Source organism: Maridesulfovibrio salinus, assembly GCF_055394525.1.
The window spans coordinates 221,598-237,563 of sequence record NZ_AP042461.1 but is presented as its reverse complement, the minus strand read 5'-3'; the positions used below and the strand labels follow the sequence as shown (position 1 = coordinate 237,563).

12 protein-coding genes are annotated in these 15,966 nt (G+C 49.7%); 6 read left to right on the top strand and 6 right to left on the bottom strand.

Translation table 11 applies throughout. The features are described from left to right. Window positions 1–89 precede the first annotated feature (89 nt). Together truA and ACZ5PW_RS01040 are read left to right on the top strand one after the other, a co-directional pair. Window positions 90–905 carry a tRNA pseudouridine(38-40) synthase TruA gene (gene truA, locus ACZ5PW_RS01045; protein WP_464557257.1) on the top strand — a complete coding sequence of 272 codons (816 nt, stop codon included), beginning with the start codon at window positions 90–92 and terminating at the stop codon, window positions 903–905. Next, on the top strand, window positions 841–2,628 hold the full coding sequence (locus tag ACZ5PW_RS01040; protein ID WP_464557256.1) for a hypothetical protein: 1,788 nt from the start codon (window positions 841–843) through the stop codon (window positions 2,626–2,628). The genes truA and ACZ5PW_RS01040 overlap by 65 nt, the downstream gene beginning before the upstream one ends. Before the next feature lie 57 nt (window positions 2,629–2,685). On the opposite strand, the gene ACZ5PW_RS01035 is transcribed toward ACZ5PW_RS01040, so the two are convergent. Together ACZ5PW_RS01035 and ACZ5PW_RS01030 are read right to left on the bottom strand one after the other, a co-directional pair. Continuing rightward, window positions 2,686–4,632, bottom strand: a complete 1,947-nt coding sequence (locus ACZ5PW_RS01035) for a DUF342 domain-containing protein (protein ID WP_464557255.1) — start codon at window positions 4,630–4,632, stop codon at window positions 2,686–2,688. Window positions 4,633–4,778: 146 nt separating this feature from the next. Next, on the bottom strand, window positions 4,779–6,023 hold the full coding sequence (locus ACZ5PW_RS01030; RefSeq protein ID WP_464557254.1) for a BPL-N domain-containing protein: 1,245 nt from the start codon (window positions 6,021–6,023) through the stop codon (window positions 4,779–4,781). Between the two features lie 232 nt (window positions 6,024–6,255). Here ACZ5PW_RS01030 and ACZ5PW_RS01025 point away from each other — a divergent pair, with 232 nt between their 5' ends. The 4 genes from ACZ5PW_RS01025 to ACZ5PW_RS01010 all read left to right on the top strand — a co-directional run bounded on the left by ACZ5PW_RS01025 (window position 6,256) and on the right by ACZ5PW_RS01010 (window position 12,095). Continuing rightward, a complete protein-coding gene (locus tag ACZ5PW_RS01025) occupies window positions 6,256–8,907 on the top strand; it encodes a valine--tRNA ligase (protein WP_464557251.1) in 2,652 nt (883 codons plus the stop codon). A 229-nt stretch (window positions 8,908–9,136) separates the two neighbouring features. Beyond that, window positions 9,137–10,651, top strand: coding sequence for a uroporphyrinogen-III C-methyltransferase (gene cobA / locus ACZ5PW_RS01020; RefSeq protein ID WP_464557249.1), 1,515 nt, complete (start codon window positions 9,137–9,139; stop codon window positions 10,649–10,651). A 249-nt stretch (window positions 10,652–10,900) separates the two neighbouring features. Next, window positions 10,901–11,575: a phosphoribosylglycinamide formyltransferase gene (purN, locus tag ACZ5PW_RS01015; RefSeq protein ID WP_464557245.1), complete on the top strand. Its 675-nt coding sequence runs from the start codon at window positions 10,901–10,903 to the stop codon at window positions 11,573–11,575. Window positions 11,576–11,594: 19 nt separating this feature from the next. After that, window positions 11,595–12,095, top strand: coding sequence for a rhodanese-like domain-containing protein (locus tag ACZ5PW_RS01010; protein WP_464557242.1), 501 nt, complete (start codon window positions 11,595–11,597; stop codon window positions 12,093–12,095). Window positions 12,096–12,132: 37 nt separating this feature from the next. On the opposite strand, the gene ACZ5PW_RS01005 is transcribed toward ACZ5PW_RS01010, so the two are convergent. The 4 genes from ACZ5PW_RS01005 to ACZ5PW_RS00990 are packed head-to-tail and all read right to left on the bottom strand — an operon-like array spanning window position 12,133 to window position 15,956. Further along, entirely contained in the window at window positions 12,133–13,041 is a 909-nt protein-coding gene (locus ACZ5PW_RS01005) for a phosphotransferase enzyme family protein (RefSeq protein ID WP_464557240.1), read from the bottom strand. Between the two features lie 43 nt (window positions 13,042–13,084). After that, window positions 13,085–13,642: an AmmeMemoRadiSam system protein A gene (gene amrA / locus ACZ5PW_RS01000; RefSeq protein ID WP_464557236.1), complete on the bottom strand. Its 558-nt coding sequence runs from the start codon at window positions 13,640–13,642 to the stop codon at window positions 13,085–13,087. 16 nt (window positions 13,643–13,658) lie between these two features. Then, window positions 13,659–13,907: a cysteine-rich small domain-containing protein gene (locus ACZ5PW_RS00995; RefSeq protein WP_464557231.1), complete on the bottom strand. Its 249-nt coding sequence runs from the start codon at window positions 13,905–13,907 to the stop codon at window positions 13,659–13,661. Between the two features lie 3 nt (window positions 13,908–13,910). After that, window positions 13,911–15,956 carry a SpoIIE family protein phosphatase gene (locus tag ACZ5PW_RS00990; protein WP_464557226.1) on the bottom strand — a complete coding sequence of 682 codons (2,046 nt, stop codon included), beginning with the start codon at window positions 15,954–15,956 and terminating at the stop codon, window positions 13,911–13,913. Window positions 15,957–15,966: the final 10 nt, after the last annotated feature.

The window sequence follows — 15,966 nt, the reverse complement described above, 5'->3', positions numbered from 1 at the left end:
GGGCGGATTATTTTTACAATGACTATATTAGTCGGGGAGTCTGTTACCATGACTCCCCGGCTTTTTTAGGTTTAGCCGGAGGACCGTGAGTGCAGAGATTCAAACTAGTAGTCGCTTATGACGGGACAGATTTCTGCGGCTGGCAGCTGCAGCCGGGACAGCGTTCGGTGCAGGGGGAAATTGAAAAGGCGATATCACGCATAATCAAAGAGCCGGTCCGGGTCCACGGTTCGGGACGAACTGACAGCGGTGTCCATGCCTGCGGGCAGGCTGTTCATTTTGACGTTGATAAGCGCTGGGCTAAAGTTTCATGGCAGAGGGCTCTTAACTCATTGCTTCCTGATGATATAACTGTTCTTGAGTGCAAAGCCGTGTCCGGGGATTTTCATTCGCGGTTCAGTGCCGTCCGCAAGTCTTATACCTACACTCTCTGGCTTCATAATGGTTTTTTTCTGCCCTGGCGCAGACGCTTTGTATGGAAATGCGGGCCTCTTGACCTTGATGCGTTGGACAGAGGAATGGAGTTGTTTGTAGGTGAACACGATTTCGCTTCCTTTCAGAATACCGGAACCCCGGTAAGTTCAACCGTTCGTACTATCTATGAGTTTAGCAGAAATTCTGGAGAGACTGAGCATGAAATCGTGCTGCGGGTCTGTGGCTCCGGTTTTCTTAAACAGCAGGTCCGAAATATGGTCGGCTGCCTTGTCCGGATAGGGCGGGGTAAAGCCGAACCCGATTCTGTCCGATCATTATTACAGATAAAGGACAGAACCGCCGCTCCTGCCACAGCTCCTGCTCAGGGGTTGTGTCTTGAGGGTGTATACTACGGAGACGAGGTTTGTGGCGGACCTGACGCTGGACGGATCAAAGCTGATATTGAAAATGGAGACGACAACACAGTCTGAGCCGTTAAAGCAGGTCTTCCCGGAATCATACTGGGAAGAGCGGTTCAGTCGCGCTCAATTGAAAAACCGGTATGAGAGGGCGGCTCCTTCCATTGCCATGGATGTACAGGCCCGTGTCCGTAGCCTGAGTGATGCCTTGAGTGCATTCAAGTGGCCCGATGACGGCTTCGGGCTGAGGGATGCACGTCTTGTTGTCAATGATCCTGAGCTTGGTGACAAGGTCCATGGCTCGATTGTCCATAAGGATGATGTCCAGAGGTATTACCGCTACTATTCAAGGGGCTTCAGTGGGGAGTCCAGACCAGCTATCGATAACGGTATATATAAATTTGACGTTTCACTGGGGTCATCCAAAAAGAATTTGGAAGTGGAGATCACAAGCGACATGGATAATGATGCCATGCTCGAAGCGGTCAGTGACGCTGTGAATTCCAGTACACTGCCGGTTCAGGCCCGTGTAATTCGTCAGACAGCTCCCGGTCTGAATCTTGATGATCTTCTGGGGACTGGCTCCGCTCTGGCTTTTTCCGTGAATACAGCCTACGCGGTAACAGACGAAAACCGGGGGGACAGCACTGAAACCTTATCCGCAGCCAATGAACTCTCGTTCAGCGACACCAACGGACATCTTGTTTCCCATCTTAATCTTTACAGCACGGAAAAGCCTCTAGGTACAGCCAGAGAGGCTCGTTATGATCTTTCCGGTACTGTTGCAGGCTCTCCAACACAATATCTGTCCAAGGCATTCGACGTTAATGCGGAATCCTCACTTACCGCCGGATCATATTCCATCGGCTACAGTATCGGCTCTGAAACGGGCAACATGGATTTTCATGTGGAGGACGGTGACACATGGGAGACTGTTCTAGGCAGGATTAATAATGCTGCCGGTGGAACGTCTTCTAAGATCACTGCCGAGTTGGTTGATGCCAAGCTGCCTTCCCCGGTATACAGCGGGGACGATTACTATCTGATTGACGGCAAAGCTGTTTCCATCACTGCTGTCGATCCTAAGCTGGGAGAAAGGCTGGTTCTGGAACCGGGATCAGGGCTTGAAGTGCTAGGTCTGGACGTAACTTCCAGACCCGGGACTGATTCTGTTATGGTAATTAATGGTAATACAGAAGTCCGTGCTCCCGGGGAATTTGCGGTTGATCGCGGACGGGTGGTTATTGATCTTGAAGAAAACTTCGGTGATACCCTGCCCCTGAGAGTGGTCAGTGCTGTGGAGGAGATGGAGAAGAATGTCGGATTGATAACAGATGCATACAATGACCTGCGTAAGACCATATTGCCGTCAGAGGATTTATTCCGTGATGGATTTGCAGATCTCTGGCGTGAACCGATAGAGAAGAACATTGTTAATCTCGAATGGATGGGCATGCGTGAAGCAGAGGAAGACAAAGTCCTCTGGTTTGATTCTGATAAATTTTATGACGCGCTGATAGCCGAACCTGAAACGGTCAGGGATGTTCTTGAAGGTGGAGAAGGGGGAATTCTTACCAACTGGCAGGGGTTAAATGAACAGGTGATTGAAAATGGTGTCAGCAGCTATCTGATTCAGGAAAGCTCGTTGCCTCCGCTATTGCCTGAACCTTCCCCCCGCACTGAAATAGAACTGGATAAGAAGCGCGAACTGGTGGATACCTTTGAAGATTCTTTCAGTTTCGACTTTGATGATCCCACGGATGAGACAGGAAGGCTTGTTTCGCGGAAGGGTTGAGGATGCTTAGCTATTAATGGGATTTGAAAAGCTTCAGACGTAAAAATATTCGGGCATCTAGAATTTAACTGCCACAATAGTTCTTTCCGCTGCATCAAAACGAAATTTGATCCTGTTGATCTGTTTGGCTATTTGAACTGTCTTGCCGCCTATCTTGATCTCTACACCGGGATAGACCCGTCGATGTACACGGATGGAAAGCATTTCCAAGGATTTGTAATATTCCTCCAGTTCCGTGGCGAGTTTCTTGCGTATTTCGCGGAGCTTGATTTTGGTCCTTCCACGCAGCAGCAGGACTTTCTCCATCTGTTCCTGCTTTGCCGGGGGAGTAGATTCAAGTATATCTTCCCTGGAGCCCTGACCGATTGCTTCGTTTATTTTCAATAGCTTTTCCCGCAGCTCATCTCTTTCCTTGACCAGTTCACGGTTGATCTGCTGTTTGGAGCTTATTCCGACAATGGTTTTCACCCCTATCTCTGATCCAAGCTCCTTGGCCTCGATGCCTGTATCTGACATAACTGCCCCGCCTTGAATGATGCCTTTGCCCCCGTGGGCGGTTATGGGGCCTTTGGTATGAATAAAACAGTTGGTAATTTCGTTGGTGATAATAAGTTCATCACCGCATTCAATTCGGGCATTCGAGGCAAACTGAGCTGTCAGGGTGTTGCCTACGTTTACACTGCCTTTCCCAGCCATTACAAGGCCGCCTTTGACTTCAATATCTCCGCCTGCGGATACTGTTGACCCTTCAATGGAATCCTGAACAATAATGTGATCTGGAGCTTCTACGGAAAAACCTTCGCGAATTGAGCCGCTGACGTGTACCGAACCTTTTTCCAACTGGATGTTACCGGTTGAATAATCCACATCCCCCTTTGTCACCAGTACATCCGTGACTGAAAGCTTACCGTCTTCAAGATTGACTATTCCGGTAGTTGTTGCCTGATAGGTTATGCCGTCCGCAAGAGGAGCTACTCCCTTTCCCGGTTTGATCTCAAAAGGATTCCCGCCGGGTGGAGGGGTAAGTCTGCCGAACACATCTTCTCCAGCTTTTCCTTCCTTGGGTGGATGGATTTTGCCGATAATGTCCCCCGGACCGACCATGGGATGCACTCCACGGTCTTTAAAATCCATGCGGTCATCTTCTCCGGTAGTACCCACTGATCCTGTTATATCCTCGCTGGCATACTCAAATCTACCGTCCCGGCCGGGTAATGGTTCGGTTCCTTCAACAATAACGGCTTCATGGGCGGAGCGGGTCTCGCGGGCGATTTTAATTGCAGTCTGGCATGCCACATGCAGTAAAGGCCGGCTGATCTCCATTTTCTTGAGTGCCGGTTCTATGCAGAGCAGATCATATTTCATTCCGAAACAGTCGTGCGGGTAAACCATGGCACTCACTTTCATGGCATCCGGGGATACCCTGATAAGTGAAGTCACCATAATTTCATTGTCCGTTACTTTGACCAGACCATATCTTTCGGAAATCAGCGCTCCTGTATCCGGGTCAAGTGTACACCCCCCGGCAACAGTGAGCTGTTTGGGATCGTGAGTATCTTTAGCCGGGACTTCTTCACCGATTAGATTTTTCCCCGGGGAAGATGAAACTGCAGGGCTTAAGCGGCCGAATTCCATGGCCGGAAGAACAGGAAAATTAAGGTCAGCATCGGTTACTATCATCCCGTCATGGGCATCCTGCGGGTAGGTGGCCCTTACAAGTGCGACGTTGATGATACTTTTGCCTTCCTCGGCCCTTTTCAGAGCGAATCTGGCCCCGTCTTCATCCAGTTGGCCTTCGTAGCCCGCTCTTTTCAGCTCTTTTTCCATCAGGTCAATGGAAAGGGGAGCTCCGTTTCCATGGGCAGGAGTATAGGCGGAGATGAAGGCAGCCATCTTGTCCGGGGTTACCTTGAACTCGAGCTTCGCATCACGGCTTTCCACTTCTTTTCCAGAGTGTTGGCTGCGAAATTCTGCGCCCCTAGCCGGGGGGGATTGTTCTGCCATCTGCTGAATTTCCCGCCTGTTTGTGCAGGCAAAATTAATGTTCAACCGTCAGTATCGCAGACATACAAAATTGCAATTACCTCTACTGTACCGAAAAAAATACAAATATACAAATCGGTCAGCTATAAAATGAATCGGCGGTACTGTTATTTTTCTTTATGTATCACCCAGACAAGATCTTCCATGACAGTGAGCAGCTTGGCGTATATTCCACCGGCTCCGGGAGGAGGACCGAACAGACCGTTACGCTGTTCCCGGAGTCCTCTGGGGAATACAGAGTCCGGTTCCAGTGAACGCATGGTCATGGCAAAGCGTTCAGCCAGTAGATATCCGGTTACTCCCTCTTCGAAAATATTCATGTATTTCATGAATTCATCTTTGCAGGCTGCCCACTTCTGCAAAGATTCCCTGCCGGGCTCTGAAGAAGTAACTTTACAGACAAGGGAATAGAGACTGTTCAGTGCCGCGCCGGGAATGCCACGCCTCCAGCCCAGCAGCCATGGGTTCCTCCAGAAAAGGAGAAAGTGGCCCTGTCCTGTCTCAATTATCTTTTCAAGGGACCTGCGGACAGACATGAGGTCCGGGTCATTCCATTTTACAGGGGTTTCTGTCAGCTCCCATGCCGGGAGAGTGGGGCGGTTTTCCGGATTTTTTTCAAGCAGTGTGTCAAGAAGATGGGAAAGCCATATATTCGCCTGCGGGGATGCCGGAGTCTCCATGTGGGGATAACTAAGTATGTATCGCCCCTTACCCTTGTTTCCGGAAATAACAGCAGGACGGTCGTTGAGAAAGTCGGGTAGAAGACTGATTCCGTACATATTTTCCCAGTCGGCAAGAGTGCCTTCCGGGAGTCCTCCGATGCACAGGTCCGCTATCCAGAAATCCGGTCCCGGTTCGGCGTAGCGGCCAAGTGCGGAAGTGGAGTCACACTTATTGGGAGAAAACTGCCCGGGCCACCAGACAGGAATCAGTGCTTTTTCCCCTAGACTGTCCGGGACAAGCGGGCTGTTCTGGTCAAGTTTCAGGTTGATGTGCCCGCTTAGAAAGTGGTGCATCCTGTTTTCAAACCCCTTTCGATGCCAGCAGCTAAGTCCCAGGCCGCCTGTGTCGGCGAGTCCGAGTCCTGCTCCTCCGCAGAAACCGAGATAGTTACCGCCTTTTTCAACATATTTCTGGATGGCGAGTATTCCGGGGCCGCCTAAATGCTGTGCTTTGCCCCTTGCCCATCCTCCGGGGACGATAAGTAACGCTGGGGGCTTGCCTGTTAGCAGGCCCTGCGCTATTTGATGCCCACGAACTAGTTTATAGTCGATATTCCATGCGTCGAGGGCTCTCTGGATAAGAAGTCCCCAGATGTGGGAGTCATCCCATAGTATATAGATACTTGACATGTTCGTTTCTCTTTATAAGTGTGTAGCGCGAGTTGACGAGGCGTTTGCTTTTCCAATTTCGACCCTGCCAAGTGTGATACACGGAAAATGCGGTCGGGAAAAGTACATCTTTTTTATTAAACTATTATTATAAAACCAACTTGGCAAATGAGGACTGAACAGGAAAATCCCAAGGGACAGCCTGAACAGTTTCTTTTTGCGCAAGAATTTATATTTGAACAGGAGTCCTCAAATGGCGGAATCTAACCTTCCCAAAGGGTATGAACCCTGGGATGTTGAAAAAAAGTGGCTTGATCACTGGGAAGAAAATAAAACCTTTACACCCGATCCCGAAGCGGACGGAGATCCTTATTCCATAGTTATTCCGCCGCCGAACGTTACCGGTGTTCTGCATATGGGCCATGCTCTCAATATCACCTTGCAGGACATCCTTTGCCGTTTCCAGCGGCAGCAGGGCAAAAACGTACTCTGGGTTCCCGGTACGGACCACGCAGGCATCGCAACCCAGAATGTTGTTGAACGCCAGTTGAAGACCGAGGGCAAGACCCGTGATGATCTGGGCCGCGAGAAATTCATCGAGCGAGTCTGGGAGTGGAAAGAGGAGAAAGGCGGACATATTCTCAAGCAGATCCGCAGGATGGGGGCTTCCGTTGACTGGACCCGTGAATGTTTCACCTTTGATGAGCAGCGTGCCAAGGCTGTACGCGAAGTTTTCGTTAAGCTTTACGAGGAAGGTCTTATCTACAAGGGCAACTATATCATTAACTGGTGTAACCGTTGTCATACCGCCCTTGCGGACGATGAAGTCGAACACTCTCCCAAACCGGGACATTTCTATAACATTAAATACAAGCTCTCCGACGGCTCCGGTGAACTGATAATCGCCACCACCCGTCCCGAAACCATGCTGGGCGATACCGCCATCTGCGTTAACCCCGAAGATGACAGATTCAACCACCTCATCGGCAAGACCGCAATCCTGCCTCTGGTTGGACGTGAACTTCCTATCATCGGGGATACTTACGTTGATATGGAATTCGGAACAGGTGCGCTGAAAGTTACTCCCGCCCATGATATGAATGACTGGGAACTGGGCCGTAAGCATAACCTTGAAGTTCTGTCCGTTTTTGATGAAGACGGAAACATCAACGAAAATGCCCCTGAAAAATATCAGGGCATGTTCAAGGATGATGTCCGCAAGGTTATTGTTGAGGACCTCAAGGAAGAAGGTTACCTCGTTTCCATTGACGATCATGAACATTCCGTTGGCGAATGCTACCGCTGTAAGTCCGTTATCGAACCCCATGTTTCCGAACAGTGGTTTGTTGCTATGAAGCCTCTGGCTGAAAAGGCCCGTGCCGCAGTTCCTTCCGAGACCCAGATTTTTCCGGGCAACTGGGAGAAGGTCTATTACGAGTGGCTGGATAACATCCGTGACTGGTGTATCTCCCGTCAGATCTGGTGGGGGCACCGTATCCCGGCATGGACCTGTGAGGACTGCGGTGAACTCATCGTTTCCCTCACTGATCCCACCGAGTGCAAATGCGGTTCTAAAAACCTTGTTCAGGAAGAAGACGTTCTGGATACCTGGTTTTCTTCCGCACTCTGGCCTTTCTCCACTTTGGGCTGGCCTGATCAGACCCCTGAGCTGGCCAAGTACTATCCCACATCCGTGCTGATTACCGGATTCGATATTCTTTTCTTCTGGGTTGCACGCATGATGATGATGGGGATCCACTTCCAGAACCAGATTCCTTTTCACCATGTCTACATCCACGCTCTTGTGCGTGATGAGCACGGCAAGAAGATGTCCAAGTCCACCGGAAACGTGATCGATCCGCTGGAAATGAGCGACAAGTACGGCACTGACGCACTGCGCTTTACCCTGACTTCCTTTGCTGCCATGGGCCGTGATATCAAGCTTTCCGAAGCGCGAATCGAAGGTTACCGCCATTTCATCAACAAGATCTGGAACTCCGCACGTTTTGCGCTTATGAACCTCGACGGTAAAAAGCCTGAAGCATCCATTGAAGATGCAAAAGGTCTTGCCAACGAGTGGATTCTGCACCGTCTAGAAGAAGTGAAAGATACCATGCGTCAGGCCATTGAAGAGTATCGCTTCAATGAAGTTGCCCAGACCATGTACAAGTTCATCTGGAACGAGTTCTGCGACTGGTATCTTGAAATGATCAAGCCCGACCTTTACAGTGATGACGAGTCCCGCAAGGCTCCCACTCTCAAGGTCCTGTGGACTGTTCTTTCCGAAACCATGGTTCTGCTGCACCCTGTAATGCCTTTCGTTACTCAGGAAGTCTGGTCAGTACTGCCCGGAATCGAGAACGATGATATTGCAACTGAAGCTTATCCCGAAAAGCGCGATAACTGCCGCAACGAAAAAGCCGTTGAGCAGATGGAACTTTTCCAGGGAATTGTTTCCGCTGTTCGTAACATCCGTACCGAGCTGCTTATCGCTCCCTCAAAGAAGCTTGAGCTCATAGTACGTACCGCAAATGATGAAACCACTGCACTGATCAACGACAATATCGAGCTGATTAAAGCCCTTGCCCGTCTGGACAGCGTTACCGCCGGACCTGATGTTGAAGGCCCTGATGCTTCCGGTACTGCCGTTGTTCAGGGTAACGAAATATTCGTACCTCTCGCCGGTGCGGTTGATTTTGAGGCAGAGCTTGCAAGACTCGATAAAGAGTTCGCCAAGCTGGACAAAGATCTTGTTGTGATAGAAAAGAAACTCTCCAACAAGGGCTTTGTAAGCAACGCTCCCGCAGCAGTTGTTGAAAAAGAAAAAGCCAAGCTGGAAGAGATTAACGATAAGAAAGCAAAGCTGACCGAGCTCAAAGACAGACTCGTCAGCGTAATGGAATAGAAATAAGCCTTCGGCGACCCTGCCGGGGGCCTTAAACCCTTTGAAAAGGGTTTAAGAATCCCAAACTTTTTTAGTAGGGCTTCGCCGTGTAGCTTTTTAAATCTACGTGAATATTAACTATGACGGTTCTCCGCTGAAGTAGCGAAAGCTTATTGATAGTTTTAGGAGAGTCCAGAGACCCCTTTTTCAAAAGGGTTCTCTGGACCCCGGAGGGCCGCCGGAGGCAAATATGGGTTTGGTTTACTTGATTGGTGCGGGCCCCGGTGATCCCGGGCTTCTGACTGTTAAGGCTAAGGAAGTTCTTGAGACTGCAGATGTCCTCATCTACGACTACCTCGCTAACATTGAATTTCTTTCCTACTGCAAAGCTGATTGTGAAATCCTTTATGTAGGTAAAAAAGGCGGCGACCACACTCTTCCTCAGGATAAGATCAACGAGCTTATCATTGAGAAGGCTCAGGAAGGCAAAGTCATTGCCCGTCTGAAAGGTGGTGATCCCTATGTTTTCGGTCGCGGCGGAGAGGAAGCCGAAGAACTGGTTGAAGCCGGAATCGATTTCGAGGTAATACCCGGAATTACAGCCGGTGTTGCCGCTCCCGCTTATGCTGGTATTCCGGTCACTCACCGCGATTTCACCACTTCCGTATGCTTTATCACCGGGCACGAAGACCCCACCAAGGAAAAGTCCGGCCACAACTGGGCTGTTTACGCCAAATCCACCAGCACTCTGGTTTTTTACATGGGCGTTAAGAACCTGCCCATGATCGCTGAAAATCTGATCGAGAATGGTCGCGATCCTGAAACCCCTGTGGCTCTGGTGCGCTGGGGAACTCGCTGCAATCAGCAGTCTTTTGTTTCCACTCTTGAGAATGTTGCTGAGGAAGCAAAAGAACGCAAATTCAAAGCTCCCTCCATCATTGTTGTGGGCGGTGTCTGCTCCCTGCATGATAAGCTTGCATGGTTTGAAAAGCGTCCTCTGCTCGGAAAGGGCGTTGTGGTTACACGTGCCCGGGAACAGGCAAGCGGACTGGTTTCAACACTTGGTAAGCTTGGTGCTTGTGTTTATGAATTTCCTACTATCAGCATTGAGCCGATGAAAGACTATACTCCGGTTCAGGATGAGCTCAAGGCTCTCTCCGCATGGGACTGGCTGATATTCACTTCTGTAAATGGTGTGAAACATTTCTTCATGCAGATGGACGAAGCCGGTCTTGATGCCCGTGCTTTTGCCGGTATTGAAATCTCAGCTATCGGCCCCGCCACCGCTGAGGCTCTGGTTGCAAGAGGAATCCGTCCTGATTTCGTTCCCGAAAAATACGTTGCTGAAGGTGTCGTAGCGGGGCTGCTTGAAAAGGGTATCAAAGGCAAGAAGGTTCTCATTCCCCGCGCCAAGATCGCCCGCGAGGTTCTTCCTGAAGAGCTGCGCAAGGCTGGTGCTGAGGTAAAAATCCTGCCTGTTTACGAAACCGGTCTTTCCGAGAATGATCCCGGTCCGGTTGCCGAAGCTCTTGAAGCGGGCAAGATTGACTATCTTACCTTCACAAGTTCCAGTACTGTGGAGAATTTTTTCAATCTCATTGAGCCGGAGACTTTCCATAAATATAAAGACAGCGTGAAAATAGCCTGCATCGGGCCGATTACCGCTAAGACTCTGGAAGGATACGGCTACGAGCCGGATATTCAGCCAGAGGATTACACCATCCCCGCACTGGTCGATGTACTGGTCGAGGAAGCTTCTGAATAAATGACTAAGAGAGGACCGCTTGCGGTCCTCTTTTTTTTGCTGTCCCGCTGAAAACTCTCAATAAGCTGTCGCTACGTTAGCAAAAAACCGTGATGTTTTGGCTGGATATTTGATCATTATTTCTGAGCCGAGTTAGTGATCTATTCGGCGAAGCCTTATTAAAACGTTTTGGGATTCTTAAACCCTTTTGGAAAAGGGTTTAAGGCCCCCGGCAGGGTCGCCGAAGGCTTTTGGCACCCCGGAGGAAAATTGAGCCTACCAATTGCAGTTCTAGTTTCCGGTGGAGGGTCCAACCTCCAGTCTCTCATTGATAAAAAAGAGCAGGGCGTCCTTGATGTGGATATCAGGATGGTCCTGTCCAATAAAGCTGACGCCTATGGGCTGATACGGGCCGAGGCTCATGGTATCCCAACGGCTGCATTGAGCCATAAGGATTTTTCCTCCCGGGAAGAGTTCGATGCTGAAATGGTCCGCGTGCTTAGGAATGCAGGTGTGGAAGCAGTGGTCATGGCCGGATTCATGCGCATTATTACTCCGGTTTTTCTGAATGCATTTCCGGGCAGGATAATCAATATCCACCCGGCAATTCTGCCCAGCTTTCCGGGAGTGGACGGTCAGGGCGATGCGGCAAAGTACGGCGTGCAATTGGCCGGATGCACTGTTCATTTTGTGGATGAAAAAATGGATCATGGGGCGGTGATTATTCAGGCCGCTGTTCCTGCTTATCCCGGGGAAGATGAGAACGAATTACGCAAACGTATTTTGAAACAGGAGCACCGGATTCTGCCTCAAGCAACCCAATGGCTGGCGCAGGGGAGACTTGCCATGGAAGGGCGTTTTGTAAAACTGGCTGCAGCCGGAAGCGAGCTTGCGGAAGTTGATAGCGGAAGCCTGGTCAATCCTCCGCTGGAGAAGGGATTTTAATCGTGCTATATGATAGCTTATGAATAAAACGATCCTTCCCCTAATTATTGCATTCTGCCTAAGCTGGGCTTTACCTGTGTCGGCACAGAATGATGTTGCGCAGATAAGGCAGAACGTTAATTTGCGTACCGCTAAAGTCATAAGGGAAGTGCCGTCTGTAACTGTCGAAGAATTTAAATCAGCACTGGACAGTAGGCAGCGTGACTACAGCATTATTGATGTCAGGAGTATGGAAGAGTTTGCTGCCGGGCGTATTGCCAACGCAATCAATGTTCCCAGAGGACGTGCGGAGTGGGGTGTTCCTGCTGTTGTCAGAGATTCGGGGCGCAGAATTTATGTTTACTGCAGGTCCGGAAACCGCTCGGCGTATGTCGTAAAAATGCTGCTGGAAGTCGGCTACACAGATGTTGTCAATGTGACTGGCGGTTTTAAGGCCTGGCTACTGGCAGGCTTTCCTTACTATAATATGCACGGGGAGAGTGTGCTAGCTGACACCAGAACGGTAAAAGTAAGACATTGAAAGACCTGCCTGTGATTTCTCCAAGCAGGCCGTTTTTTCAGCTCATAATCGAGACCAGCAATTCCATGAAATCAAGCTCCATTTCCAGCATTTCCATATCTTTTTTACGCAGCCATTCGGAAAGCCAGGCAAAACGCAGTGATGGGATGAACGCGGGAAGTGATTCGTAGCTCTCATCAGAAATATTGGTCTGACTGTAGAGCCCGTCCATAAAAGCCGGGATCAGGCCTTCCCCAAGTGATGCCGGGTCTTCAAAGGCAACACAGCCTATCATGTTTGCAACATCATATATTTCAGGACGCATTCCTGAAAACTCCCAGTCAATTACGGCTCCGACATTTTTACCATTCCAGAGAACGTTCAGTGGATGGAAGTCTCCATGGCAGAATGCCTTGGGCAGTTTTGAAAACTGTTCCATCTTGGGGAAGAGCTGTTCGCAGATGGGTTCCAGACGTTTGTACACATCCGGTTGCCGTTCAGCTATAGTCCGGGAAAGCTGCTGAGAATATTCAAATAATGAAAACCCATGGGCTGTACCGGACATCTTTTTCCATACGGTATGCCGGCGCAACTGGGCCACAAATCCGGCCAAAGCGACTCCACGTTCAGCATCATAGACGTAGTCAGGCCTTGGCAGTTCCTCTGATTCGTAGAAAGGTGACAGTTGCCATGGAAAGCCCATAACGTCTGCCGTATATCCGCCTTCAGTTGTCTTTTGGTAGGGCAGCAGCCACTCCATGCCGGAGTCTTTGAGGACTTGCAGGTTTTCGGCGATCGCGGTCCGGTTCTCAACCTGAGTCCCGGCAATGCGTTCCATCAGCCATAGCCTGTTTTTCGTATCTTCGATGACTGAGCGGGAAACAGCCCTTTCCGGGCTGCCGGGGATATTTTTCTCAGTATGCCGTTTCAGAGTTTTCAATCCCCAGGGTTCAAGTGCGTCTATCATTTATTTATGCCTCTGGCAGCCCTGCGGGCTTTTATTTAATACGCTAGAATACAACTGCTTCAAACCACAGAATATTGGTTGCCGGGTCCTGCCATGCGGTGGGCTCCATTCCGGCCTTGTTGCAGGTCTGGGCCAGGAATTCTTTACGATCCCATTTCCAGTCGACTGCAACCTGCGGCAGCAGCAGGCCTGACTGCATACCCCTCTGCATAATCAAACCGTGTCTGCCTATTTCTATCTGCTCAACATCAGTACAGACGGAGATGGGACTGAGTATGGAAATTTCGATTTCTATTTCATCATATTCGGACAGAGTAAGCACAGGAAATCGCGGGTCTTCGAAAGCCGCTGCGCGGGCCATTTTCCAGATGGTTTTGTATAGCGGTCCTGTTCCCTGAACATTGCCTATGCAACCGCGCAGATGCCCGTTTTTGTTTAGGGTAACAAATGCGCCGAACTCTTCTTGCAGATGATTTGTAGGTGGTTCAGGAATATCTGTCTCTGTATTCCCTTTGAGTTTGCTGACAATACTTAAGCGGACCAGATCCTTCAGATAGTCTTTTTCTTCCCGGGTAAGTGAAAATTCGAATTCTAGCGACATTGAGTAAGCCTTCCTGTTACTTGTTTTTGGCGTTCACTTGCTTGAGCTTCTTGATTATATAGTCGTAGCTTTCAGGGCGGTGAGGAACCTTGCAGCGTGTACAGTTCTTTATACCGTTGGTCAGTTCATAGCGTCCGCCGCAGTCCTCGATATGGTAGAGCGGACAAAAGCAGAACAGGCAGTTGAAAGTCAGGTCGTCACTCACGTCATGACAGGGAAAATATCTGCATGCATTATTTCTGAAAAAGCGGTGGCTGTTTTCCATGGGCTACTCGCGGTTGAAGTTTTCGATTTTAATTATAACGAGGGTTATGTCATCCTCCTGCTCCATTCCGTCCTGAAATTTGTATACAGCTGAAATTATTTCCTGCTGTATTTCAGCGGCGCTTCTGGATGCGTTGGAAAGAATTACTTTGTCAAGACGCTCACGGCCGAACATCTCGTCCTCTTTATTGCGTGCTTCCCATATACCGTCAGTGCCGATGAAAATGATATCGCCTTCCTTAAAATTGACTTCAAACTGAGCATAATCACTTTCATCAAAAATTCCGAGGGCTAACATGGGCTCACCCATGAGATCGATCTTTTCTCCGCTGGAAGGAGTATAGATTGTAGCAGGATCGTGCCCAGCCCGAACATAAGTTGCTGAGGATTTATCTTCGGCAATTTCCATGCAGAACAGTGTCATGAAGCGGCCGGTATCGCCGATATCCGCGCAGAGAAGCTTGTTTACTTCTTCTATTCTTGAAGCCAGGGGTCTTTGATGCTGTGAAGCATGCTTAAGGTGCGCGCGTCCGGTCGTCATCAGAAGGGCGGCGGAAACTCCATGCCCCGTGACATCCCCGAGAAGAATTCCAATGCCTTCTCCGCTGGGAGGGGTATAGAAATCAAAGTAGTCCCCTCCCGTTTCATCGCAGGATATGCTGGTTCCAGATATATCAAGGCCATTCGTTGCGGGTGGCAGTGCTGGAAGGAGATTCTCGTGAACTTCCTGTGCCAGTTCCATGGATTTGCTTATGCGCAGGTGGTCCTGAAGTTTTGGGAGCATGGAATTGAATGCGTTCGCCAGAGTTTCCCGTTCATCACCTGTTTTTACATCGACATGAACGGAAAGATCACCTTCGGAAATCTTTTCGGCTGCACGGGTCATATCCATGAGTGGACGGATTATTCTGCGGCTTCCGAAAAAGGCGACAAGTGCAATGGTCAGGATAGTGAAAAATGATGCCGCGCCCACAGTCAGGTACAGGTCGTTGCTAAGTTCCATTGCCTGCATGGCAGCGGAATCCGGGACTTCGGTAATTACCTTTTCTGGAACTATCATGACATAGCTGCCCTGACCACGGAAGGGCGCGTAAGCCCATACCGAGTCCACTCCGTTGAATGGCATCCGCATAACACCGGATTTGCCCTGCACTATGGCGGAGACCATTATGGACATTTTGTCCTTGTCTGAAGACTGAAGATAGCGCGTTTCATTCGGAAGCCCGGTCATCCATGAGATATCTTTTTCACGGTGTCCAGATTCAGCCCAGATTCTGAGGCCCACCCCTTTGTCAGCGGCTGCCGGCCCAACCACGAAAGCCTGAATGGCGTCGGACCACTGAGAGGAGAGGTCCTCTTTGCGCAAAAGTTCTACCAGTTGGATATCAATGGCCGCAGCTCCGAGTATCTTGCCGTTTCTTCCTCTTATGGGAGCGGAAAGTGTATAGACCTGCTGCCCGGTACTGGCATCAACAAATTTATCCCAGACAATGGTTTTCTTTTTTATCGCTTCGGTAAACCATGGCCTTTTGAGCGGATCATACTCTTTCGGGTAATTACCGTGGCCGGGATAAGCCATATGCAGCCCGGAATTCAGGCTGATATAGACTCTGTGAAGAGCTGTTCCTGCTTCGGAAAAAAATTGCTTAAGCTCCGGCTTAAGCTTGTAAAGCCGTCCTATATTTTTTGATTTGCGCAGAAAATCCTTGCCCTCGGGATATAAAAACACAGGTTCTTCAAGACTGACTGAAGCCGGTGACTTGTTTCCGTTTTCACTGATGATATAATATTGCGGCGAAGGACCGTAGTCGGATGGTTGAGTGTTTTTGGCGTTGAAGTCATCTGCAAAGAACACTTCAGGAGTATCTCTGACAGGATCATTAAGTACGTCTTCCGCTTCGGCCCGAATTGCTTTCAGGGCAAACTCCAGAGAGACGGCCTGCTGCTGTACCAGTTTGGCGGAATCAACCGCAGACTGGTGCATTTCACCCGTCAGGATTCTAATCATGCCGGAGCGGAGCTTATCGGACTGCAGTCTGCCCAACTCCATTATTCCCTCC